This window comes from Gordonia westfalica, assembly GCF_900105725.1.
GTDB lineage: Bacteria > Actinomycetota > Actinomycetes > Mycobacteriales > Mycobacteriaceae > Gordonia > Gordonia westfalica.
Genome location: NZ_FNLM01000036.1, coordinates 948,594 through 970,904, shown reverse-complemented (window position 1 = coordinate 970,904; position 22,311 = coordinate 948,594). Strand labels below are relative to the sequence as shown.

Genomic DNA, 22,311 nt, shown 5'->3' with positions numbered 1-22,311 from the left:
CCGGCCGCAAGACCAGAGGATTCCCCGATGACGTACGAGAACTCGACGACGCCGAACGGCGCCGACGCGCCGGCACCACCCCCGTGGCTGCAATTCGCACCGCCTCCCACCGAGGCCGCGCCGGCCCCGCAGCCGGCGCCACAGCCACCTGCGAATGACGGCCGGGCGACGGGTCTTCCGCCGGCCCCCGACCGTGCCCCGTCGAATTCCGTTCCGACGCCGGGTCCCGATGCACTGCGTCCGCCGGAAACGGCGCCCGCCGACCCCGTGGCACCGGAGACCGGAGCTCCGCCCGCCGGGCCCGTCGACGCCATCGGCCGTCACACGCCACCGCCGGTCCCGCCCGCCCCGGAGCCGGGCCGTTTCCCCGGCACGCATCAGGCACCCGACGCCTACGCGCCGCCGCCCGGACCGACGTTCGAACCAGGTCCCACACCGCCGTTCGACCAGGCACCCCCGCCCGCGCACCAGCCTCCGCCGTTCCCTCAGCCCGGACCTCCCGGCCCGGGCCACCCCGCCGGCTCTGTCCCGGCGAACCAACTGATGCCGCCGGGACAGTTCGGTCCGGGCACCGGACCCGCACCCACATATCCGGCTCAGCAGATGCCGCCGGGTTACGGACCGCAGGGCGCTCCGTCGCTGGACGAGGTCGCGCTGATCCGCAAGGCCCGACGAGCACCGAGTCGCGGGTGGCGACGAGCCGTCCACACCCTGTCCGCGGGTGCCATCAATCCCGGCGAATCACAGGGCGACATCGCCTTTCAGCAACTCCTCGAGCGGGTCAACCGGCCCGTCCGGGGCGACTACCGGATCGCGGTGCTGTCGCTGAAGGGCGGCGTCGGCAAGACGACGACCACCGTCGGGCTCGGCTCGACCTTCGCCTCGCTACGCGGCGACCGGGTGATCGCCGTCGACGCCAATCCCGACCTCGGCACGCTCGCGCAGCGCATCCCCCAGCAGACGCGTTCGACGGTCCGCGACCTGCTCGCCGATCAGAACGTGTACCGCTACTCCGACGTCCGGGCCCACACGTCGCAGGCCCCGAGCCGGTTGGAGGTGCTTGCCTCCGAACGTGATCCGGCGATGGCCGAGGCGTTCAACGAGGAGGAGTACCGCGGGGTCGTCACCATCCTCCAGCGGTTCTACAACATCATCATCACCGACTGCGGCACCGGCCTGAGCCACTCGGCGATGAACGGTGTCCTCGACCTCGCCAACACGATCATCCTGGTCAGCTCACCGGCTCTCGACGGTGCACGCAGCGCCGGCGCCACCCTGGACTGGCTCGAGGCCCACGGTTTCGGGCACCTCGTGTCGCGGGCCGTCGTCGTGCTGAGCTCTTCGCGTCCGGGGTCGTCGACCATCGACACCGATCAACTCGGTCAGCACTTCCTGACCCGGTGCCGTGCGGTCCACAAGATCCCGTTCGACGACCATCTCGCCGAGGGCGCCGATGTCGATCTCGAACTGATGTCCAAGCCCGCGAAGCGCTCGTTCGTCGAACTCGCCGCGACCATCGCCGACGACTTCTCGGGCACCACCCTGCCGCGCGAAGAACCGTATCTCGGGTAACCCGCCCGGTATCAGCCCGTTTCGGGCGGAGCCTGATCGTCCCGCGGAGTCTCCACCCGCACGACACCGCGCTGCCGGCGTCGCGTCGCCCGCCACCGCCGCGCGACGTGGACGAACATCGGTACCACGACCGTGAGAACCGAAGCGATGATGAGGATCTCGATGTTGTCGCGGACAATCGGCACATTGCCGAGCAGGTAACCCGCCACGATGATCCCGCCCGCCCACGCGAGGCTGCCCAGGACGCTGAACAGGGTGAACACGCGGTGCGACATCCCGCTGAAGCCCGCGGTCAGTGGTACCAGCGTCCGGACGATGCCGATGAACCGGCCGAAGAACACGGTCAGCGGCCCGAACCGGTCGAAGAAGGCGTTGGTCCTGGCCACATAGTCGGGGCCGATGCTCCGCATCATCCGGCCCTCCACGACGCCGCGCCCCAACCGCCGACCGATGAAATAGCCGCACTGGTCCCCCGCGATCGCGGCCAGCGCCACGAGCGGAACCACCAACCAGAGCGGTGCGAACGGGTCGGGCTGCGCGGCGAACACTCCGGCGGTGAACAGGAGCGAGTCGCCGGGGAAGATCACGCCGACCAGCAGCCCGGTCTCGACGAAGACGAGTACGCACAGACCGATCAGACCACCGGTTGCCACGAAGGACTCGACGTCGAACGGATTCATCAGCGCCCACAGTAACGGCTCGTGCAGGTGAGAACGGTGTTCCGATCGGACGAACGGATGAATTCCGGGCGAGGTCCCGGCGACGGTGACCCCGGTCGTCCGTTCCACCCACGCCGATGCGCGAAGTCCACCGATGTGGGGTTTACTCGACGGTAAGACGCATACACCTCGAGTAAAGGGGGAACCCACGATGCCGTCGACGCCCCCCGGTCCGGCGAAGACGCCGGGCCCGGCATTACGGCCCGTCTCCGACACGGACGTCCGCCTCGAATATCACACGATCCACGGCTATCGCCGCGCCTACCGGATCGCGGGCAGCGGTCCCGCGCTGCTGCTCATCCACGGCATCGGTGACAACTCGTCGACCTGGGACGAGGTCATCCCGATCCTGGCGCAGCACTACACGGTCATCGCGCCCGACCTGCTCGGACACGGCCTGTCAGACAAACCGCGCGCAGATTACTCGGTGCCCGCCTTCGCCAACGGCATGCGGGATCTCCTCGTCGTGCTGGGGTTCAACAAGGTCACCGTCGTCGGTCACTCCCTCGGCGGTGGCGTGGCGATGCAGTTCTGCTACCAGTTCCCGCGCTTCGTCGAACGTCTCGTCCTCGTCGCCGCCGGCGGTGTGACGAGGGAGGTCAACCCTGCCCTCCGACTCATCTCGCTACCCGTGGTCCACCAGGCACTGTCGGCACTCCGGATCCCGGGCGTCATCCCGGGTCTCAGGGTCGCCGCCAAGGCCGTCGCCGCCGCACCGACGCTCCCGTTCGCACCGGTGTCCGCAACCCCCAAACGCCTTCTCGCCGATCACGAAGACCTGATGCGCGTCCTCGGCGACCTCGCCGATCCGACCGCGTACGCGGCGTTCCTGCGAACCCTGCGCGCCGTCGTGGACTGGCGCGGACAGTCGGTCACCATGCTCGACCGCTGTTATCTCACCGAGCGGCTCCCCGTCCTGCTGATCTGGGGCGACGAGGACATCGTCATCCCCTATCACCACGCCGAACTCGCGCACTCCGCGATCCCCCACTCGGAACTCGAAACCTTCGAGGGTGCAGGACATTTCCCGTTCCGCGACGACCCGGAACGATTCTGCCGAGTCATCATCGACTTCATCTCCCGGCACGAGGCCATCGTGTTCGATCCGCTGAACTGGCGGCATCTGCTGTCCGAGGGCGCTCACCCGCAGGACTTCATCGACGACGAGGACACCCTCGAGATCGTCATGGAGGCCTTCGAGGACGAACGCAACGCGACCTGAGCCCGTACACCGCCGCCGGGCGTCGGTGGTCTGTGCCACCATGGGTCCATGACCTACCCGGGTGGCGGCCCGGACGGCACCACGCCGTTCCCGCACCAACCTTCCGAGTACGACTCGAGCCCTGGCTTCGCCGTGCCCGGGTACGGTGCGCCACAACCGAACCCGATCCCCCACCAGTACGGCCGAGCCGCCCCGGTCCCCGAGCAGCCGCTCGTCGTCATCGGCGACATCACCTGTACCCAGAACCTCGTCATCACGCCGTCGGGTACGTGCCCCATCGCAGGCACCCAGTGGGTCGTCACCGACATGTCCGTGTCGACCGAACGGATGTCACAGACCGGTCTGGTACTGGCCATCGTGGGGTTCTTCATGGTGTGCTTTCTCAGCCTGTTGTTCCTGCTGATGAAGGAACGCAGAACCACCGGATACATCCAGGTGACCGTGCGCGGCGCGGGCGGCTTCATGCACGTCACCAACATCCCGGCATATACGCCGGTCACCATGGGTGACGTCTCGGGTCGCGTCAACTACGCCCGCACCCTGGCTGCGATGGCCTGACAGCACGACCACCGAGCACCACGACACGACGACACGACGACACGACGACACGACGCAAGACCACACCGAGGAGGACGACCCCGATGACCAATCCGGAGAACCCCGGCGACAAGCCGTACGACCCGTTCGTGAAGCAGCCCCGCCCGCGGATCCCGCGCAGCCGGGCACTCCCGCCTACGGCACCGACCCCAACGCGGGATACGCGGCACCGCCGTCCTACGGCGCACCCGAGGGTTACCAGGCACCGCAGGGCCATGACGCTCAGCAGCAGCAATACGGTGCACCGCCCCAGTACGGAGCTCCTCAGTACGGAGCCCCCCAGTACGGCGCACCGGCCGGATACGGATACCCGGGAGCACCGGACCCGACCGCCCCGTACGGGCGCGACCCCGCGACGGGCGAACCGCTGTCGGACAAGTCGAAGCTCGTCGCCGGTCTGCTGCAGATCTTCCTGGGCAGCCTGGGTGTCGGCCGCTTCTACATCGGTGACAACACCATCGGCGGCATCCAGCTCGGCCTGACGATCATCGGCTACATCACCGCGATCTTCCTCATCGGATTCGTGCTGATCTTCGGCGTCGCCATCTGGGCCCTCGTCGACGGCATCATGATGCTGACCGGCAGTGTCCGCGACAAGAACGGCCTCAAGCTCGGGAACTAGCCTCCGCAGCAACCGGTGGACCCGCGCACGTCGCGGGTCACCGTGTTGCGGGCGGCGAGTTCGTCGTCGGCGGGATAGTCGACGCCGACCAGACACAGGCCGCGAGCCTCGGCCACCGGCACCTGTGCGCTGCGCACCTTCTCCGCGAGAAGCGCACGACACCAGTCGAGGTCACGCCGTCCGTCGCCGACGCTGGCCACCGCGCCCACCAGCGACCGCACCATCGACCAGCAGAACGCATCGGCGCTGACCTCGCCGACGAGAACACCGTCCGCGTCGCGGGTCCAGGTGAAGCGCTGGAGGTCCCGGATCGTCGTCGCGCCTTCGCGTCGACGGCAGAAGGCAGCGAAATCGTTCAGACCCACCAACTCCGACGACGCAGCGTTCATCGCCTCCACGTCGAGCGCGCGGCGCCAGGTCGCCGTGGTCCGCGCCACCACGGGTTCCGGCCCCCATCGCGAATCGTCCAGCCGATAACGGTAGTGGCGTCGTAGCGCGGAGAAGCGGGCGTCGAATGCGTCGGGCACCACCCGGACGTCTTTCACCCGGATGTCGTCCGGGCACATCTTGGCCAGCCGCCCGACGAGCGTCGACGGGTTCCCGGCGATCGACCGGGTCTCCAGCGCCGAGGCCGGGATGACAGCATGCGCGACCTGCCCCGTCGCGTGCACACCGGCATCGGTCCGCCCCGCCACCGTCAGCCGGACCGGTACCCGCAGGATCGTCGCCAACCGGTTCTCGAGTTCCTCGCACACACTGCGCTGCCCGATCTGCCGTGCCCAACCGGCGAAATCGGTGCCGTCGTAACCGACGTCGAATCGCAGACGACAGAACCCGCCGGCACCGGAATCCGGGCCGACGGGTTCGGTCAGCAGTTCTCGACTCAGTCGACTACTTCTTGTCGTCGTCTGCGTCGGTTACCTCTTCCGCCTCGACGGCGGTAGCGGCGGTCGACTCGTCGTCAACGGCCTCGGCGACAGCCTCGGCGTTGGCGACCTCGGCGTCGGTGGCGTCGGCCTCGACAGCCTCCACCACGTTCTCCTCAGCAGCCTTCTTCGAGGCGGCGACGCGGGTCGCGCGCGACGCCTCGCTCGACGCGGTGGTCTCGCGCACCAGCTCGATCACGGCCATGGGGGCGTTGTCGCCCTTGCGCGGCAGCGTCTTGATGATGCGGGTGTAGCCACCGTTGCGATCGGCGAAGAACGGGCCGATCTCGTCGAACAGCGTGTGCACGACGTCCTTGTTGCGGATGTCCTTCAGCACCTCACGACGGTTGGCCAGCTTGCCGGCCTTGGCGTGGGTGATGATCTTCTCCGCGTACGGGCGCAGGCGCTTGGCCTTGGCCTCGGTGGTGGTGATGCGGCCGTGCTCGAAAAGCGAGGTGGCGAGGTTCGCCAGCATCGCTTTCTGGTGGCTGGCCGACCCGCCGAGGCGGGCACCCTTGGTGGGCTTGGGCATTGTCTTCTCCTAGGAGGACTCCCGATCACTCGAGCGGAAGTCAGGGTTTGGGCGAGCGTGACAGCTGCCGCCGGGAAGCGACTACAGCTGTTCGGTTTCGGCGAAATCCTCACCGGAATCGGCGTCGAAGGACGCGTCTTCCGACCACGTACCGGTGGCGGGGTCGTAACCGGCGACCTGCGACGGATCGAAGCTGGCCGGGCTGTCCTTGAGGGACAGGCCGAGCGCGTGCAGCTTGACCTTGACCTCGTCGATCGACTTCTGGCCGAAGTTGCGGATGTCGAGCAGATCCGACTCGGTCCGGGCAACCAGCTCGCCGACGGTGTGAACACCCTCGCGCTTGAGGCAGTTGTACGAACGGACGGTCAGCTCCAGATCCTCGATCGGCAGGCTGAACGACGCGATGTGGTCGGCCTCCGCCGGAGACGGCCCGATCTCGATGCCCTCGGCCTCGACGTTGAGCTCCCGGGCGAGCCCGAAGAGCTCCACCAGGGTCTTGCCCGCCGACGCCAGCGCGTCACGCGCGCTGATCGAGTTCTTGGTCTCCACGTCGAGCACGAGCCGATCGAAGTCGGTGCGCTGCTCGACACGGGTGGCCTCGACCTTGTAGGTCACCTTGAGCACCGGCGAGTAGATCGAGTCGACCGGGATACGGCCGATCTCGGCACCCGACGCCTTGTTCTGCACGGCCGGCACGTAGCCGCGGCCCCGCTCGACGACGAGCTCGATCTCGAGCTTGCCCTTGTCGTTCAGGGTGGCGATGTGCAGATCGGGGTTGTGCACGGTGACACCGGCCGGGGGCACGATGTCGGCGCCGGTGACGGTGCCCGGACCCTGCTTGCGCACGTACATGGTGACCGGCTCGTCCTCGTCGGAGGAGACCACGAGGCCCTTGAGGTTCAGGATGATGTCGGTGACGTCTTCCTTGACCCCGGGGACGGTGGTGAACTCGTGGAGGACACCGTCGATCCGGATGCTGGTGATGGCTGCACCCGGGATCGAGCTGAGCAGGGTACGACGCAGCGAGTTACCGAGTGTGTAACCGAAACCCGGCTCGAGCGGTTCGATGACGAACTTCGACCGGTCCTCGGCGATGACTTCCTCGGTGAGGGTGGGTCGCTGTGAGATGAGCATTTCGTTTTCTCCTTTGGCCGCCCGCTATATGACGGCCTAGAAAGTGAACCGAACAGCAGTTGCTGTCTGGTGTTGTCTGTTCTCTCCGAATCCCCGTAACCATGCGGGCTTTTCGGGGGTACACGGGGGCGGAGCCCCGTGCGTCTACTTGGAGTAGAACTCGACGATGAGCTGCTCGGTGAGCGGAACCTCGATCTGAGCGCGCTCGGGCACCGAGTGCACGAGGATGCGCAGGGTCGAGGGCACGACCTGGAGCCAACCCGGGACCGGACGATCGCCGACGAGCTCCTTGGCGATCTGGAACGGGACGGTCTGCAGCGACTTCGGACGGACATCGATGATGTCGTACTGGCTGACGCGGTAGCTGGGGACGTCGACCTTCACACCGTTGACGGTGAAGTGGCCGTGGCTGACCAGCTGGCGAGCCTGACGACGCGTCCGGGCGATGCCCGAGCGGTACACGACGTTGTCGAGACGGGTCTCGAGGAGCTTCAGCAGTTCGTCACCGGTCTTGCCGGTACGACGGTTCGCTTCTTCGAAGTAGCGACGGAACTGCTTCTCCATCACTCCGTAGGTGAAGCGTGCCTTCTGCTTCTCCTGCAGCTGGAGCAGGTACTCGCTCTCCTTGATCCGCGAGCGGCCGTGCTGGCCGGGTGGGTAGGGGCGACGCTCGAATGCGACGTCTCCACCGATCAGATCGACGCGAAGACGACGAGACTTCTTTGTTGCGGGGCCGGTATAACGAGCCATGTTTCTCTGTTCCTCCCTTTCCCGTTAGACCCGACGCCGCTTGGGCGGACGGCAACCGTTGTGCGGCTGCGGGGTGACATCGGAAATGGTGCCGACCTCGAGGCCGGCTGCCTGCAGGGAGCGGATCGCGGTCTCGCGACCCGAGCCCGGCCCCTTGACGAAAACGTCGACCTTCTTGACGCCGTGCTCCTGGGCCTTGCGCGCTGCGTTCTCGGCCGCGAGCTGAGCCGCGAACGGGGTGCTCTTGCGCGAGCCCTTGAAACCGACGTGGCCCGACGACGCCCAGCTGATGATGTTTCCGCTGGGATCGCTGATCGACACGATGGTGTTGTTGAACGTCGACTTGATGTGCGCGTGGCCGTGCGGGACGTTCTTCTTATCGCGACGGCGGGTGCCCTTCTTGGGGCCTGCGCTACGTGACTTCGGAGGCATTACTTCTTCTTCCCGGCGATGGTCTTCTTCGGGCCCTTACGAGTGCGGGCATTGGTCTTGGTGCGCTGTCCACGGACGGGCAGGCCACGACGGTGGCGCAGACCCTGGTAGCAACCGATCTCGATCTTGCGACGGATATCGGCCTGCACCTCGCGACGCAGGTCACCCTCGACCTTCACCGAGGATTCGATGTACTCACGCAGCTTGGAGACGTCTGCGTCAGTGAGGTCCTTCGCGCGGAGGTCGGGGCTGAGGCCCGTTCCCGCGAGGATCTCCTTGGAGGTGGTACGCCCAACTCCGTAGATGTAGGTCAGTGCGATCTCCAGCCGCTTTTCGCGGGGGAGGTCCACACCAGCAACACGTGCCATGTGGCGGATTTCCTTTTCGATTTCCAGAGGTCTTCTCCCGGTCCGCCCCGTGAGCTGGTGCCGAACCGTGTGTTCGGCCTCGCGGGCTCCGGCCTCTGATCCGGAGGTAGGCGGTGACTCGTCTGTCGCCGCTGGTGCTGGGAGGTCTTCTGATGTTCAGTTGTCGTTCTTCAGTTGTTCTGACTCAAGCGACCCGGAGGGGTGCGCGTGATCAGCCCTGACGCTGCTTGTGACGCAGGTTCTCGCAGATCACCATGACCCGGCCGTTGCGGCGGATCACCTTGCACTTCTCGCAGATCGGCTTGACGCTCGGCTGAACCTTCACGTCAGTCTCTCCTGCTCGGCTCGCCCGCGCGCACGCCGATACGCGGCCGTACACGTGGGTGTCGGTCTCCTCCCAGACGGATGTCCGGGAAGTCTTCTCCCGGCGGTGCCGGGAAAGTCTTACTTGTAGCGGTACACGATCCGCCCGCGACCGAGGTCGTAGGGCGAGAGTTCCACGACGACCCGATCCTCGGGCAGGATGCGGATGTAGTGCTGCCGCATCTTGCCGCTGATGTGGGCGAGAACCTTGTGTCCGTTCTCCAGCTCAATGCGAAACATCGCATTGGGCAGGGGTTCGATCACTCGACCCTCGACCTCGATGGCCCCGTCTTTCTTCGCCATGTCCTCCGCGATCCTGGCCTTCTCGCGACACCCGGATGGTGCTGCGTCGTCGGCCCGGTTGAATCAGTGTTTGTCCGTTAGGGTGTGGGCACCGGTCCGCGAGGACCTGCGCCCGGTGCAACGCGCCGGACCTGCGTGGGGACACGCGGATGCCGGCACGCGAGACGCACCGACGATCCATCTTACGCGAACAGCGAGAACAGTCCAAATGCGTGCCGATCGGCCACCGCATTCCGCCCGACTCGGACATCAGACCGCCGTATCCGGCACGCCCGTACTGGCACACTGTTCCGCATGCTGGCATTTCTCGTCCGCACCGTGTGCACCGCGGTGGCATTGTGGGTGGCGACGCTGATCGTCCCGGGAATCGAGTTCGTGGGCGGTTCGACGACCGCCGAGAAGGTCGGGATCGCACTGGTCGTGGCCGTGATCTTCGGCGTGCTCAACGCCTTCGTCAAACCCATCGTGCAGTTCATCTCGATCCCCTTCTACATCCTGACGCTGGGGCTCATCCACATCGTGATCAATGCGCTGATGCTGGAGATCACCGCGTGGATCACCCGGAACACCACCCACTGGGGCCTCGAGGTCGACGACTTCTTCTGGTCGGCGATCTTCGGCGCGATCGTCGTGTCGATCGTCGGCTGGCTGCTTGCGCTTCTGATGCGGGACCCGATCGAGAGATGAGGACGATGAGCACGGGCATCCGTCGAGTCGGATTCCTGGCGGCCCTCGCGGCCGCACTGGCACTGACCGCGTGCGGCAGCGACGGTGCCGTCGACCAGCAACGCTCGGTCACCGTCGTCGGGTCCGGTCAGGTGAGCGGCGCCCCGGACACCCTGCGAGCCGACATCGGCGTCGAGTCGACGGCCGGCGACGTGACCACCGCACTGAACGAGACGAGCGAGAAGATCAGCGCGGTCACCGACGCGATGGTCGACGCCGGCGTGGATCGCAAGGACGTCGCCACCCAGCAGGTGTCGGTGAGTCCGCAGTACGCCAGTGCGGTCCCCGGCGGTTCCAGCCAGATCAGCGGCTATGTGGCGACCAACTCGATCCGGGTCACCATCCGCGACCTCTCCAAGGCCTCCACGGTCCTGAGCGCCGCGGCGACCGCCGGTGGCGACAACACCCGGATCAGCAACGTCGCATTCGCCATCGACGACGATTCGGAACTTCTCGAGCAGGCCCGCAAGGCGGCGTTCGACGACGCCCGCGGCCGCGCCGAGCAGTACGCCTCGCTCGCCGACGACTCACTCGGCAAGGTGCTGACCATCAAGGAGACGACGAGCGGCCAGGAGCAGCCCGCCTCCCCCGGCACCTTCGAGCGCGACGTCGCCGCCGCGCCCGTCCCCATCGAGCCCGGCGAACAGGAGCTGACCTTCACGGTCTCGGTGACGTTCGCGCTCGACTGAGCCGGGGCTCACCCCGCTCGCACCGGGACCGCCGAACGCCCGAATTGCCCGGTGCGCGGAGAATTTTCGGCACAGAACGGCAACGACTGGGTGACAACTCCCCATCGTCGCCGAAACACGCTCTTACGGTGAGTCGGTTGGGGTGATCAGTACGGGGGCCGATCGAAGGAGCTTGTCATGACCGCATTCCGAACACGCACTCTCGCCGCCTCGGGGCTGGCGGCCGCCGCAGTACTCGCGTCCGTCGGCGTCGCCGCGCCGGCCGATGCGGCGGGGAACCAAGTCGCTGAAGATCTCCGGCGAACTCGAGATCGCCCCGGACCTCGAGGTCCTCGAGATCAAGGCCGACGGCGTCACCGACGACAAGGGCAAGACCACCGGCACCTACGTCGCGACCCTCCTGGCCGGCGACGACGACAATCCCCTGCCCTTCAAGGTCAAGGGGCCGATCACGTGCATCCACACCGACGGGAACACCGCGTCGCTGGTCTACCCGATCGCCGCGACCGATCCCAATCTCATCCCCGCGGGACTCAGCGAGGCCCTCGCCGTGCAGATCACCGTCCGGAAAGGCGCAGGCGAGGACGACAACAAGGTCGGGGTGAACGGCCCGGCACCCACCGCCTCCTTCAACGGCTGTAAGCCCGCGGCCACCCCGTTCGACTTCGACGGGGACATCGAGATCAAGTAGTTTTGCTCTTCCGATCGTGTAGATCGAAAGTCATTCAACGCCCGCGGAACTAATCTCCAACGCGCGCATAAACATTGGGTTGATCGGTCGTCGATGACAGCGTGAGGACATCGCGCACATCATCGACGAATCGAGCCAATTCGTGTCCTCATCGCTGTCCTCCCACGACATCTCACCTCCGGCCCGTACGCACGGAAGGCGCCGACGACGGTTTCTGCGCACCAAGGTCGTTGCCACGGCCGCGACTCTCGCCGCCGTCGTCTTCGCGTCGGCGTGCGGTCCGTCGGACACCGAGGTCGACCTGAGCAAGACGCTCCCCACCGACATCCCGGCGGGCACCACCCTGGTGGTGGCCGACCAGCAGAACCTGGTCCAGAACCTCCTCGCCGCCGGCGGCAACGGCGAGCACCTCCCCTACAAGGTCGAATTCGCCAACTTCACCGGCGGACCCGCGGTGCTGGAGGCCTTCCGCGCAGGCACCGCCGACGTCGCACCGGTCGGTGACGTCCCGCCGATCCACGCATATCTCACCGGGCAACAGGTTCCGATCATCCTGGCGCGGAAGGTCCAGCCGGACTCGTATCGTTTCGCAACCAGTCCCGAGGCTGCCCCGACGCTGCGCACCGGAGCCGACCTGCGGGGCAAGCGAATCGCCTACGCCGAGGGCACCGCCCAGCAGGTGGCCGTTCTCCGGGCTCTGCAGAACTCCGGCCTGACCACCGATGACGTGAACCTCGTGCGCCTGCAGCTCGTCGAGTTCTCCGAGGCACTCGGGGCCGGCGAGGTCGACGTCGCACCGCTCAACGAGCCACGTCTCACCCGCTACCTCCGCGACTACTCACGCGACGGGGCGTCGTTCCTCGACCCGGCAGCCGTCGGACGGACATCGGAGGGACTCTCCTTCTTCTATGCCCGGGGAGAGTCGCTCACCGACCCGGCCAAGGCCGCCGCGCTACGCCACTTCGTCGGTGTCCTCGTCAACTCCTTCCACTGGATCAACACGCACCCCGCGGAATGGGTGAAGCTGGTCGGACGGCCGCCTGCCGACCAACATCCTCGCCTCCCTTCGGCTCGCCGCCATCTCGCTGGTCATCGGCGTCGGGGTCGGCGTCGTCCTCGCCCTGATCTCCGGGCTGAGCCGCATCGGCGAATCGATCGTCGACGGCCCGATCCAGATCAAACGGGCCATCCCGACACTCGCGATCATCCCGCTCGCCATCATGTGGTTCGGCATCGGCGATGCGATGAAGATCATCATCATCTCGACCAGCGTGATGATCCCCGTCTACATCAACACCCACGCCCAGCTGCGCGGCGTGGACATGCGCCACGTCGAACTCGCACAGACCGTCGGCCTGTCCCGGACCGCGTTCATCCGACGCGTCGCCCTGCCGGGTGCGGTACCCGGGTTCTTCACGGGATGCGCCTGGACGTGACGATCTCGTGGCTCGCGCTCGTCGTCGTCGAACAGGTCAACGCAACCGAGGGCATCGGCTACCTGATGAACCAGGCACGCCTCTACGGACAGCTGGAGATCGTCGTCGTGGGGCTCGTGGTCTACGCCGTCTTCGGTCTCGTCGGCGACACCGTCGTCCGCACCATCGAGAGGAGGGCACTGTCATGGCGAAAGTCACTGGGCAGCTGATCGATCGAGCGGAGACCTCCGCCGCTGCACCTGAATCCGCACCCGAAGTCCTGGTCGTCCGGGGACTCTCACGCGGCTTCGGCGAACGGACCGTACTCGCGAACATCGACCTGACGATCCGGGCAGGCGAATTCGTCGCCCTCCTGGGTCGCAGCGGCAGCGGAAAGTCCACACTTCTGCGGGCCATCGCAGGTCTCGACAACGGCGTCGCGGGCGACGGCGACCTCTATGTCGCGCCCTCGACCTCGGTGGTCTTCCAGGACTCCCGGCTTCTCCCGTGGGCACGCGTGCTCCCCAATGTCACCCTGGGGCTCGGCGGACGCGGGGCAACCGCGGCCGGCCGGCGGACACTGTCCGACGTCGGGCTCGCCGGCCGCGAGAACGCCTGGCCCACCGAACTGTCCGGCGGTGAACAACAGCGCGTGGCGCTCGCCCGATCGCTGGTGCGCCAACCGCAGCTGCTCCTCGCGGACGAACCGTTCGGAGCCCTGGACGCGCTGACCCGCATCCGGATGCACGGCCTGCTGCGCGACCTGTGCGCGAAGTACCGGCCCGGCGTCCTGCTGGTCACACACGACGTGGACGAGGCCATCACGCTGGCCGATCGCGTCCTCGTCCTCGACGAGGGACGGTTCGTCGCCGATCGTGACCTGACCGGCCTCGGACCGCAGCGCTCACTGCGCGATCCCGACTTCGTCAGCCACCGCGAGGCCCTCCTGCGCGCGCTCGGCGTCGACGCCGACGCGACCTGAGACCCCTGCACGACAACGCATCTCACACACACCGACACGAAGAGGATCAGTTGTGACCACCGATCGTCAGCTCCACCTCAATGCCTTCAGCTACCCCGTGGGGCATCACGAGGCCGCGTGGCGTCATCCCCGGACGCAGCCGGAGCGTCTGTTCGACGCGGACTACTACCAGCAGATCGCCAGGGAGGCGGAGGCCGCGAAGTTCGACGCGGTGTTCTTCGCCGACGGTCCCGCCCTGCGCACCGAGGCCGCGTACAGCGCTGCCGGGCGCCTCGAACCCATCACGCTGCTGACCGCGATCGCCGCGGCCACGGAACGCATCGGCCTCATCGCGACGGCGTCGACGACCTATTACGAGCCCTACAACCTCGCACGGCTGTTCTCGAGTCTGGACTTCCTGTCGAAGGGTCGCGCGGGGTGGAACATCGTCACCACCTCCACCGAGATCGCCGCCGAGAACTTCGGCCTCCCCGCCCATCCCGATCCGGCCGATCGTTACCGCCGCGCCGCGGAGTTCGTCGACGCCACCACGCGGCTCTGGGATTCCTGGGAGGACGATGCCGTCGTCCTAGACCGGGAGGCGGGCATCTACGCCGACACCGACAAGATCCACCGCGCCGAGTTCGTGGGCGAACACCTCAGCGTCCGAGGTGCTTTCAGTGCTCCGCGTTCCCCTCAGGGCCATCCGGTGCTGGTGCAGGCCGGCGCCTCCGACGACGGCCGGGCCTTCGCCGCCCGCCACGCCGAGGCGATCTTCACCGCCCACCAGCTCGTCGAACACGCGCGCGCGTTCTACTCCGACATCAAGGCCGGCGCGGCGAAGCTCGGCCGCAACCCCGACCACGTGGTCATCCTTCCGGGCCTCAGCCCGTTCATCGGCGGCACCGAGGCGGAGGCGCGCGCACTGGAGCAGGAGTTCAACGAACTCACCGTCCCCGCCTACGGCATCAAGCAGTTGCGCGGCATCATCGGCGTCGACCTGTCCGGCCATGACCTCGACGCCCCTGTTGCGCCGGAACTCTTCGGCGACGCCGGGGACGTCACCAGCAACAAGCGCAGCCGCAAGCAGGTGGTCGCGGGCATCGTGGAGCGGGAGAAGCCGACGCTGCGCACTCTGCTCGACCGGCTCGCCGGCGCGCGCGGTCACCGGGTGTTCGCCGGCACCCCCGAGCAGGTCGCCGACACCATCGAACACTGGTTCACCACCGGCGCAGCAGACGGATTCAACATCATGCCGCCCTACTACCCGGGCGGCCTGACCGACTTCGTGGAGACCGTCGTTCCGATCCTGCAGCGCCGCGGCCTGTTCCGCACCGAGTACTCGGGCACCACATTGCGTGACCACTTCGGTCTGCCGCGCCCGGCGAGCCGGTTCACAGCGGAGGCCGACGCCACACAATTCGCGAGTTGAGCGCCACCACACGCCAACTCGTCTTCCACGTCCACACCCCGACGTCGCTGCTGGGCCTGGCGACGGGGGCGACCGCACCGGTCGTGCCCCTCGCCGCCCTCGCGCACGGCGCGTCGCTCACCCTCGCCGCGCTCGTGGTCGCGGCCGGCGGGCTCGGTGTACTGATCGCCGACCTGCCCGCCGGCCGTCTCGTGTCGCAGGTAGGTGAACAGCGTTCGATGGTGATCGGCGCGGTCGTCGGACTCGTCGGCGCCGCACTGTGCGTCGTCGACGCATCCCTGCTGACACTCACCGCCGGGGTGACGTCACTCGGTCTCGCACAGGCGGTCTGGGGTCTGGCGCGACAGTCCTACCTCACCGCGGCGGTCGACCCGGCCCGCCGCGCCCGCGCGATCTCGGCGATGGCCGGCATGCATCGGCTGGGCTTCTTCGTCGGTCCGTTCGCCGGCGCCGCGGTGCTCACCACCGCGTCCGGCATGGTCGGGGTGTTCGTCATCCAGTTGGTCGCGGTCGGTGTCGCCGGGGTGCTGATGTCGACGATGGCCGACGCCGAGATCCGCACCCGGGGAACGCCGCCGGCACCGATCTGGGCGACCGCCCGCCGTCATCGGGCTCCGCTGATGCGGTTGGGGCCGGGCGCTTTCGCGCTCGGATCACTGCGGGCCACGCGGATGGTGCTGTTGCCGCTGTGGGCCGAACGGGTCGGGATGGATGCGTCGACGACCGCCCTGCTGTTCGGTGTGGCCGGGGCCGCCGACGTGGTGTTGTCGTACCCATCGGGTGTCGCCCTCGACCGCTGGGGTCGACGTGGGATGGCGATACTCTCCACCGCACTGTTCGGGGCGTCCCTGCTGGCGATGCCATTGGTCCACACGCCCACCGCCCTGTGGTTCGTCGCGCTCGGCATGGGTGTCGGCAACGGACTCACCAACGGACTGGTGATGACCGTGGGCGCCGACATCTCCCCCGCCGACGCGCGACCGCAGTTCCTGTCGCTGTGGCGGCTACTCCACGACGGCGGCGTCGCCGGCGCTCCGGGCGCAGTCGGTGTGATCGCTGGTGTCGCCGGGCTCCCGCCGGCCGCGGTCGCGATGGGTGTCGTGGGGCTCGTCGGCGCCGGGTTCTTCGGCCGAAACCTCGCCCCCGGCCGGTTCTCCCCCGATGCGCGGCCGCCGTCCCACCTCAGCGCGGAGGAACCACCCGCGACTGGCATCCTGGATCGGTGCGAGCCGTCATCCAGCGAGTCAGTCAAGCCCGCGTGAGCGTCGACGGCGAGGTCGTCGGCGAGCTCGACATCCCGGACGGCGGGTCCGGTCTCGTCGCTCTCGTCGGCGCCACCCACGACGACACCCCCGACCACGCCGCGAGACTCGCCGACAAGATCTGGCGCCTGCGGATCTTCAACGGCGAGGAGGGTCCCGAGAGGGCGGCCGCCGACATCGATGCGCCGATCCTGGTCATCAGCCAGTTCACCCTGTACGCCAACACCGCCAAGGGACGCCGGCCGTCGTGGAACGCCGCCGCCCCGGGCCCGGTGGCGGAGCCGCTCGTCGAGGCGCTCGTCGACGCCCTGCGCGCTGCCGGTGCCACCGTCGCCACCGGACGGTTCGGGGCGAACATGCAGGTGAGCCTGGTCAACGACGGACCTGTGACGCTGATCCTGGATGTCTGAGGACTAGGGTCGACACCGTGGGACGAATAACCGCACGCCGCCGTGTCACCCGCATCCGACGCGATGCGGCCCCGACGCAACGCGCCGACACCCTGGCCGTCGAGGAGCCCCTCGAGATCCGCGTCGGCGGTCGACAGCTGAGCGTCACCATGCGCACCCCGGGCAACGATTTCGAGCTCGTGGCCGGATACCTCGTCTCCGAGGGCGTCATCACCGCAGGCAGCGACTACTCGACCGCCCGTTACTGCGCGGGCACCGACTCCACCGGCGCCAACACCTACAACGTCGTCGACGTCTCCCTTGCCGGCCACGTTCCGCCACCCGCCCCCGGCATCGTCCGCCGCAACACCATGACGAGCGCCTGCGGTGTCTGCGGCAAGGACAGCATCGAGTCCGTCCACACCCGCTCGGCCCACGATCCGGCCGCCGACACCCTGACCGTCGACGTCGACACGTTGCTGGATCTCCCCGACCGTCTCCGCGCCGAACAGGACGTCTTCGACAAGACCGGCGGGCTGCACGCGGCGGCCCTGTTCGACGCCGACGGCGAACTGCTCGTCGTCCGCGAGGACGTGGGCCGGCACAACGCTGTCGACAAGGTCATCGGCTGGGCGGTGCTCGCCGATCGACTTCCCCTGTCCGGCACCGTCCTTCAGGTCTCGGGTCGCGCCAGCTTCGAGCTGGTACAGAAGGCGGCGATGGCGGGTGTCCCGATGCTGAGCGCGGTGTCCGCACCCTCTTCCCTGGCCGCCGACCTCGCCGACGAACTCGGCATCACCCTGATCGGCTTCTCCCGTGGCGAGTCGATGGTCGTCTACACGCGGCCCGACCGGATCACGACCGACGGTGCCGATCTCCCCGCCGCCGTCACGAACTGAGTTCGCGACGGAGCGGGTCGTCGAGCGCGTCACCGCTCACCGGATCGAACCAGTACGTCTCGTCGACGACGGGGGTCAGCCCGATCACGTCACCCACCTCGACGGTGCGCCGATGATCGACCCGAACCACGATGCGGCTGTTGCGCAGCGAGAGGTCCGCGCTGCAGTAGACGAACTGCTCGGCACCGAGCTCCTCCACGAGATCGACTGTCGCGGCGAGCACCCCGGACTGATGCGACGACGAGACAGACCACGACTCCGCCCGCAATCCCACCACCACCTCGGACGACGACAGCGACGCCGACACCGGGGCCGGTACGTGGACCCGGGTGCCACCGAGATGCACGATCCCGTCCTCGATCCGACCGTCGATCAAGCACATCTGCGGCGACCCCATGAACGACGCGACGAACAGATTGGCGGGCCGCGAGTAGATCTCCCGCGGCGTGCCGACCTGTTGCAGCACACCGGAATCCAATACCGCCACCCGATGGCCCATCGTCATCGCCTCGACCTGGTCATGCGTGACGTACAGCGTCGTCACGCCCAGTTCCCGCTGCATCGCCGCGATCTGCGCACGTGTACTGACCCGGAGCTTGGCATCGAGGTTGGACAGCGGCTCGTCCATGCAAAAGACCTTGGGCCGGCGGACGATCGCGCGGCCCATCGCGACCCGCTGCCGCTGCCCACCGGACAGTTTCGCCGGTTTGCGGTCCAGGAGATTCTCGAGTTCGAGCATCCGCGCCACGTCGAGCACACGGGTTCCGGTGTCCGCCTTGCTCATCCCGGCGTTGCGCAGCGCGAAACCCATGTTGTCGGCGACCGTCATGTTCGGGTAGAGCGCGTAGTTCTGGAACACCATGGCCACATCACGCGCCTTGGGCGCCATCCCGATCACGTCGACGTCGTCGATGAGGACGGCTCCGGACTCCACCGACTCCAGACCTGCGACCATCCGCAGACTTGTCGACTTACCACACCCCGACGGCCCCACCAGAACCATGAACTCGCCGTCGGCGACCGTGAGATCGAGGGAGTCCACCGCCGGCTTCTGCCCGTCGGCGAAGCGCCGCGTGGCCCCGGCGAAGGTCACCGACGCCACGTGACACCCCCACCGCGCGCACCGATTGCGACCGCTCCGATCACTGCGGGAGCTTCGGCTTGATCTGCGACTCGTAGACCTGCGCGATCTGACGCTGCGTGTCGGCGAGAGTCGATGCGACATCGGCGTTCTGCAGGCCGATCCGTTCGTAACCGGTGCCGATGATCTCGTCGCCGCCGGGCACGAACACCCGCGCGAAGTTCTGCGGCTGCGTTCGCGGCAGCTGCTCGATGGCCGTCGCGAAGTTGGGGTTCTTCTCGAGGAACGCGACCATCGACGGATCGGACTGAGCGGACTTGCGGACCGGCATGTAGCCGACGTTCTGCGAGAAGTACGCGGTGTTCGCGGCGTCGGTGATGAACGCGATGAACTTCAGCGCGTTGACCTTGCGGTCCTCGGAGATCCTCGCCGGGATCGCAAGACCGGCACCACCGGTCGGGCATCCGGAGACACCGGCGGGTGCCGGCAGGAAGGCCGTACCGAAGTCGAAGGTCGAGTTCTCGGTGATGCCTGACAGGTCACCCGTGGAGGCGATGGTCGAGGCGATGATCCCCGCACTGAAGTCACCGGCGATGTCGTTGGAGATCTTCGCGTACCGCTTCTGGTTGATCGAGTCGCTCAGATACTGAGCGGCCGCTACGGTCTTCGGGTCGGTGAACGTCAGATCCCAGTCCTTGGAGTAGGCCCCGCCGAAGGTCCATGTGGGCCCCTGGAAGGTCCAACCGAGGTAGTCGGTGGCGTTCCCCCAGCCGTGGGCGCGCTTGTCCCCGCCGACCACGGTCTGGATCCGGGGTCCCCACTCGTCGAACTCGTCCCAGCTCTGCGGACCACGATCGGGCAGACCGGCCTTCGTCCACACGTCCTTGTTGTAGTAGAACAGCGGAGTCGAGCGCGCATACGGCAACGCCCAGGTCTTGTCGTTCCAGTTGTAGTCCCCGATGAGTGAATCGACGTAGTCCGACGTGTCCACGCCGGCCTTCCCGAACAGGTCATCGAGCGGCGAGATCGCACCGATCAACGCGAAGTTGAACCACCACACGTCCGACAGGATCATGATGTCGGGCAGCGAACCTCCCGACAACGCGGCGTTGAACTTCTGCGCCGCCTCCTCGTAGTTCTTCCCGGCGTCGACGAGCTGCACCGTGATCCCCGGATTGGCTGCTTCGAAGCGTTTGATCAGTTCCTTCTCCACCTCGGTCGACTTGCCCGGGTGATTGGACCAGAAGGTGAGCTTCGAGGCATCACCGGACGACGAGCCACCGTCCCCCGACGAACCGGCGCAGGCGGCCAGGAAGGCGCTTGCGGCGGCGGTCGCCGAGGCGGCCATGAAACCGCGGCGGGACATGTTGATCATTGTTGTCTCCTGTCGATAATCGGTTGTGCGCGAGCATGCTTCGAGCGGGCGGTCAGCCCTTGACCGCCCCGGAGGTGAGACCCTTGATCATGTGACGTTGCAGGGCCAGGAAGATGATCAGCATCGGGAGCATCGCGAGGATCGTGGCCGCCATCACCGGCCCCCAGTTGGTGAGCCCGTCACTGTTCTGTAGCTGGGTCAGGCCGACCGGCAGTGTCGCGACGGTGTGGTCGTCGGCCATGAGGAACGGCCACAGGTACTCGTTCCACTCGTTGACCAGGGTGATCGTGGCGAAGGCGACCATCGTGGGTATCGACAGCGGCAGAACCACTCTGGTCAGCAGGCGGAAGTGCCCGGCGCCGTCCATGCGTGCCGCCTCGATGATCTCCGGTGGTAGAGACAGGAAATGGTTGCGCATCAGGAAGGTCCCGAACGCCACCCCGGCCAGCGGCAGGATGATGCCGATGAAGGTGTTCCGGAAGCCCAGTTGCGCAACCAGCGAGTAGTTGGTGATGACCGTGATCTGGTTGGGCACCATCAGCGCGGCGATGATCACCACGAACACGGCGTTCTTCCCCGGGAACCTCAGGAAGACGAGGCCGTACGCACTCAGTACGCCCAGCACGAACTTCGACACGCCCAGCACCCCGGTGACGATGACCGAGTTGCGCAGGAAGGTCCAGAACGGGACCGACGTGGTGGCCTCGCCGTAGTTCTCCGGACGCCACGTCGACGGCCACCACACCGCGGGTTGCACGTAGATCTCGGAGCGGTCCTTGAGCGATGCCAGCAGAATCCACACCAGCGGCAGCGCGATGATCACCAGCACGATGACCATCGCCGCATACCCCAGCCCGTCGGCGATCCGTTTGCGGCCCGCGGGACTCATCGCGCGCCCCGATCCATCACCCGCACCTGGAACAGGGTGATCACGAGCAGGACGACGAACATGATGGTCGCGACCGTCGCACCGTATCCGGCACGGAAGTTGCGGAAGCTCTCCTCGTAGACCTGGTACACCATCGTCGTGGTGCCGTTGCCGAGCGGCCCGCCGCGGGTCATCACGTTGATGATGTCGAAGACCTGAAGAGAGTTGAGCAGCACGGTGATCGACAGGAAGAACGTCGTCGGCCGCAGCTGTGGGAGGAGCACCTTGCGAAAGTAGGTCCACCACCCGGCACCGTCGATCGCGGCGGCCTCGTCGAGGTCGGCGCGCTTGCCCTGCAGAGCGGCCAGGTAGATCACGAAGGTGTACCCGAGGTTCTTCCAGATATAGGTCACCGTGATCATGAACAGCGCCCAGCCGGGCTGCTGGTAGAAGTCCGGCGCGGACCCCAGCCCGAATCGCCCCATGAGGTCGTTGATCAGGCCGAAGCTCGGGTCGAACACGAACTGGAACGCGATGCCGACCGCCGCGCCGGACAGCACGAAGGGCGCGAAAGTCACCGACCGGACGACGTTGCGGCCGCGGAGTCGACGGTCGAGCAGCAACGCCAGCGCCAGTCCGATGACCATGCTGCCGACGACCGCGGCCACCGTGAACACCACCGTGTTGGTGACGATCTCCCAGGAATCGGCACGGGTGAACCACTCGACGTAGTTGTCGACACCGATGAACGTCGCGCCCGACTCCGCGATGTTCCAGTCGAAGAAGGACATCCGGATGTTCTCGACGAGCGGCCGATAGGTGAAGACCGCCAGCAGGACGAGATTGGGCCCCACGAGCAACAGGAACAACCAGTAGCTCCGCCAGGGGCGCCTACCGGTGGCGGGTAGGACGTGTTCGTCGACCGATGACACGGGCGAAGTGTGTCCGTATCAGACGACGAGATGGTGAACTCAGGCAACGAC

23 protein-coding genes and 4 pseudogenes are annotated in these 22,311 nt (G+C 67.1%); 14 read left to right on the top strand and 13 right to left on the bottom strand.

Annotated features, from left to right (window positions below; genetic code table 11):
* The first annotated feature begins 27 nt into the window (after positions 1-27).
* Positions 28-1,572: a MinD/ParA family ATP-binding protein gene (locus tag BLU62_RS30615; RefSeq protein WP_074854175.1), complete on the top strand. Its 1,545-nt coding sequence runs from the start codon at positions 28-30 to the stop codon at positions 1,570-1,572.
* Positions 1,573-1,583: 11 nt separating this feature from the next.
* On the opposite strand, the gene BLU62_RS30610 is transcribed toward BLU62_RS30615, so the two are convergent.
* Positions 1,584-2,252 carry a DedA family protein gene (locus BLU62_RS30610; protein WP_074854354.1) on the bottom strand — a complete coding sequence of 223 codons (669 nt, stop codon included), beginning with the start codon at positions 2,250-2,252 and terminating at the stop codon, positions 1,584-1,586.
* A 190-nt stretch (positions 2,253-2,442) separates the two neighbouring features.
* On the opposite strand from BLU62_RS30610, the gene BLU62_RS30605 reads away from it, so the two are divergent.
* From BLU62_RS30605 to BLU62_RS34460, 3 genes and pseudogenes are all read left to right on the top strand, one after another.
* Positions 2,443-3,513: an alpha/beta fold hydrolase gene (locus BLU62_RS30605; protein WP_074854174.1), complete on the top strand. Its 1,071-nt coding sequence runs from the start codon at positions 2,443-2,445 to the stop codon at positions 3,511-3,513.
* Positions 3,514-3,561: 48 nt separating this feature from the next.
* Complete coding sequence (locus tag BLU62_RS30600; RefSeq protein WP_074854173.1) at positions 3,562-4,071, top strand: hypothetical protein; 510 nt, start codon at positions 3,562-3,564, stop codon at positions 4,069-4,071.
* Positions 4,072-4,154: 83 nt separating this feature from the next.
* Positions 4,155-4,732: pseudogene (locus BLU62_RS34460) on the top strand (TM2 domain-containing protein).
* On the opposite strand, the gene truA reads toward BLU62_RS34460, so the two are convergent.
* The 8 genes from truA to infA all read right to left on the bottom strand — a co-directional run bounded on the left by truA (position 4,729) and on the right by infA (position 9,540).
* A complete protein-coding gene (truA, locus tag BLU62_RS30590; RefSeq protein ID WP_208863722.1) occupies positions 4,729-5,604 on the bottom strand; it encodes a tRNA pseudouridine(38-40) synthase TruA in 876 nt (291 codons plus the stop codon). The pseudogene BLU62_RS34460 and the gene truA overlap by 4 nt on opposite strands.
* Before the next feature lie 19 nt (positions 5,605-5,623).
* The gene (gene rplQ / locus BLU62_RS30585) at positions 5,624-6,190 is read right to left on the bottom strand and encodes a 50S ribosomal protein L17 (protein WP_074854171.1); all 567 of its coding nucleotides are present in this window, start codon (positions 6,188-6,190) and stop codon (positions 5,624-5,626) included.
* Between the two features lie 81 nt (positions 6,191-6,271).
* On the bottom strand, positions 6,272-7,324 hold the full coding sequence (locus BLU62_RS30580; RefSeq protein WP_074854170.1) for a DNA-directed RNA polymerase subunit alpha: 1,053 nt from the start codon (positions 7,322-7,324) through the stop codon (positions 6,272-6,274).
* A 144-nt stretch (positions 7,325-7,468) separates the two neighbouring features.
* On the bottom strand, positions 7,469-8,074 hold the full coding sequence (gene rpsD, locus BLU62_RS30575) for a 30S ribosomal protein S4 (protein WP_074854169.1): 606 nt from the start codon (positions 8,072-8,074) through the stop codon (positions 7,469-7,471).
* Positions 8,075-8,098: 24 nt separating this feature from the next.
* Positions 8,099-8,506, bottom strand: coding sequence for a 30S ribosomal protein S11 (rpsK, locus tag BLU62_RS30570; RefSeq protein ID WP_004023536.1), 408 nt, complete (start codon positions 8,504-8,506; stop codon positions 8,099-8,101).
* Positions 8,506-8,874: a 30S ribosomal protein S13 gene (gene rpsM, locus BLU62_RS30565; RefSeq protein WP_074854168.1), complete on the bottom strand. Its 369-nt coding sequence runs from the start codon at positions 8,872-8,874 to the stop codon at positions 8,506-8,508. The genes rpsK and rpsM overlap by 1 nt, the downstream gene beginning before the upstream one ends.
* Before the next feature lie 211 nt (positions 8,875-9,085).
* The gene (gene rpmJ, locus BLU62_RS30560) at positions 9,086-9,199 is read right to left on the bottom strand and encodes a 50S ribosomal protein L36 (RefSeq protein ID WP_005207978.1); all 114 of its coding nucleotides are present in this window, start codon (positions 9,197-9,199) and stop codon (positions 9,086-9,088) included.
* 119 nt (positions 9,200-9,318) lie between these two features.
* Positions 9,319-9,540 (bottom strand): translation initiation factor IF-1, encoded by a 222-nt coding sequence (gene infA / locus BLU62_RS30555; RefSeq protein ID WP_005170487.1) that lies wholly within the window; start codon positions 9,538-9,540, stop codon positions 9,319-9,321.
* A 294-nt stretch (positions 9,541-9,834) separates the two neighbouring features.
* Here infA and BLU62_RS30550 point away from each other — a divergent pair, with 294 nt between their 5' ends.
* The 10 genes and pseudogenes from BLU62_RS30550 (at position 9,835) to fdhD (ending at position 18,004) form a co-directional block, all read left to right on the top strand.
* The gene (locus BLU62_RS30550) at positions 9,835-10,227 is read left to right on the top strand and encodes a phage holin family protein (protein ID WP_074854167.1); all 393 of its coding nucleotides are present in this window, start codon (positions 9,835-9,837) and stop codon (positions 10,225-10,227) included.
* Between the two features lie 5 nt (positions 10,228-10,232).
* Positions 10,233-10,955: an SIMPL domain-containing protein gene (locus BLU62_RS30545; RefSeq protein WP_074854166.1), complete on the top strand. Its 723-nt coding sequence runs from the start codon at positions 10,233-10,235 to the stop codon at positions 10,953-10,955.
* Between the two features lie 177 nt (positions 10,956-11,132).
* Positions 11,133-11,646: pseudogene (locus BLU62_RS30540) on the top strand (hypothetical protein).
* 142 nt (positions 11,647-11,788) lie between these two features.
* A pseudogene (locus BLU62_RS34590) lies at positions 11,789-12,472 on the top strand (ABC transporter substrate-binding protein); the annotation flags it as partial.
* A 202-nt stretch (positions 12,473-12,674) separates the two neighbouring features.
* A pseudogene (locus BLU62_RS34150) lies at positions 12,675-13,291 on the top strand (ABC transporter permease); the annotation flags it as partial.
* Positions 13,267-14,043 (top strand): ABC transporter ATP-binding protein, encoded by a 777-nt coding sequence (locus tag BLU62_RS30525; RefSeq protein WP_074854353.1) that lies wholly within the window; start codon positions 13,267-13,269, stop codon positions 14,041-14,043. The pseudogene BLU62_RS34150 and the gene BLU62_RS30525, both read left to right, overlap by 25 nt.
* 52 nt (positions 14,044-14,095) lie before the next feature.
* Complete coding sequence (locus tag BLU62_RS30520) at positions 14,096-15,454, top strand: LLM class flavin-dependent oxidoreductase (protein WP_074854165.1); 1,359 nt, start codon at positions 14,096-14,098, stop codon at positions 15,452-15,454.
* Positions 15,451-16,716: an MFS transporter gene (locus BLU62_RS30515; protein WP_074854164.1), complete on the top strand. Its 1,266-nt coding sequence runs from the start codon at positions 15,451-15,453 to the stop codon at positions 16,714-16,716. Before BLU62_RS30520 ends, BLU62_RS30515 begins: the two co-directional genes overlap by 4 nt.
* The gene (dtd, locus tag BLU62_RS30510) at positions 16,677-17,126 is read left to right on the top strand and encodes a D-aminoacyl-tRNA deacylase (RefSeq protein WP_074854163.1); all 450 of its coding nucleotides are present in this window, start codon (positions 16,677-16,679) and stop codon (positions 17,124-17,126) included. The genes BLU62_RS30515 and dtd overlap by 40 nt, the downstream gene beginning before the upstream one ends.
* A 17-nt stretch (positions 17,127-17,143) precedes the next feature.
* The gene (gene fdhD, locus BLU62_RS30505; protein WP_074854162.1) at positions 17,144-18,004 is read left to right on the top strand and encodes a formate dehydrogenase accessory sulfurtransferase FdhD; all 861 of its coding nucleotides are present in this window, start codon (positions 17,144-17,146) and stop codon (positions 18,002-18,004) included.
* Here the strand turns inward: fdhD and BLU62_RS30500 are convergent.
* Genes BLU62_RS30500 through BLU62_RS30485 form a run of 4 tightly spaced genes read right to left on the bottom strand, consistent with a single transcriptional unit; the run spans position 17,994 to position 22,260 of the window.
* A complete protein-coding gene (locus BLU62_RS30500) occupies positions 17,994-19,106 on the bottom strand; it encodes an ABC transporter ATP-binding protein (RefSeq protein WP_074854161.1) in 1,113 nt (370 codons plus the stop codon). The two genes, fdhD and BLU62_RS30500, sit on opposite strands and share 11 nt — an antisense overlap.
* 40 nt (positions 19,107-19,146) lie before the next feature.
* Complete coding sequence (locus BLU62_RS30495; RefSeq protein ID WP_074854160.1) at positions 19,147-20,460, bottom strand: ABC transporter substrate-binding protein; 1,314 nt, start codon at positions 20,458-20,460, stop codon at positions 19,147-19,149.
* Positions 20,461-20,512: 52 nt separating this feature from the next.
* Positions 20,513-21,349, bottom strand: a complete 837-nt coding sequence (locus BLU62_RS30490) for a carbohydrate ABC transporter permease (protein WP_074854159.1) — start codon at positions 21,347-21,349, stop codon at positions 20,513-20,515.
* Positions 21,346-22,260 carry a carbohydrate ABC transporter permease gene (locus BLU62_RS30485; protein ID WP_074854158.1) on the bottom strand — a complete coding sequence of 305 codons (915 nt, stop codon included), beginning with the start codon at positions 22,258-22,260 and terminating at the stop codon, positions 21,346-21,348. Before BLU62_RS30485 ends, BLU62_RS30490 begins: the two co-directional genes overlap by 4 nt.
* Positions 22,261-22,311 lie beyond the last annotated feature (51 nt).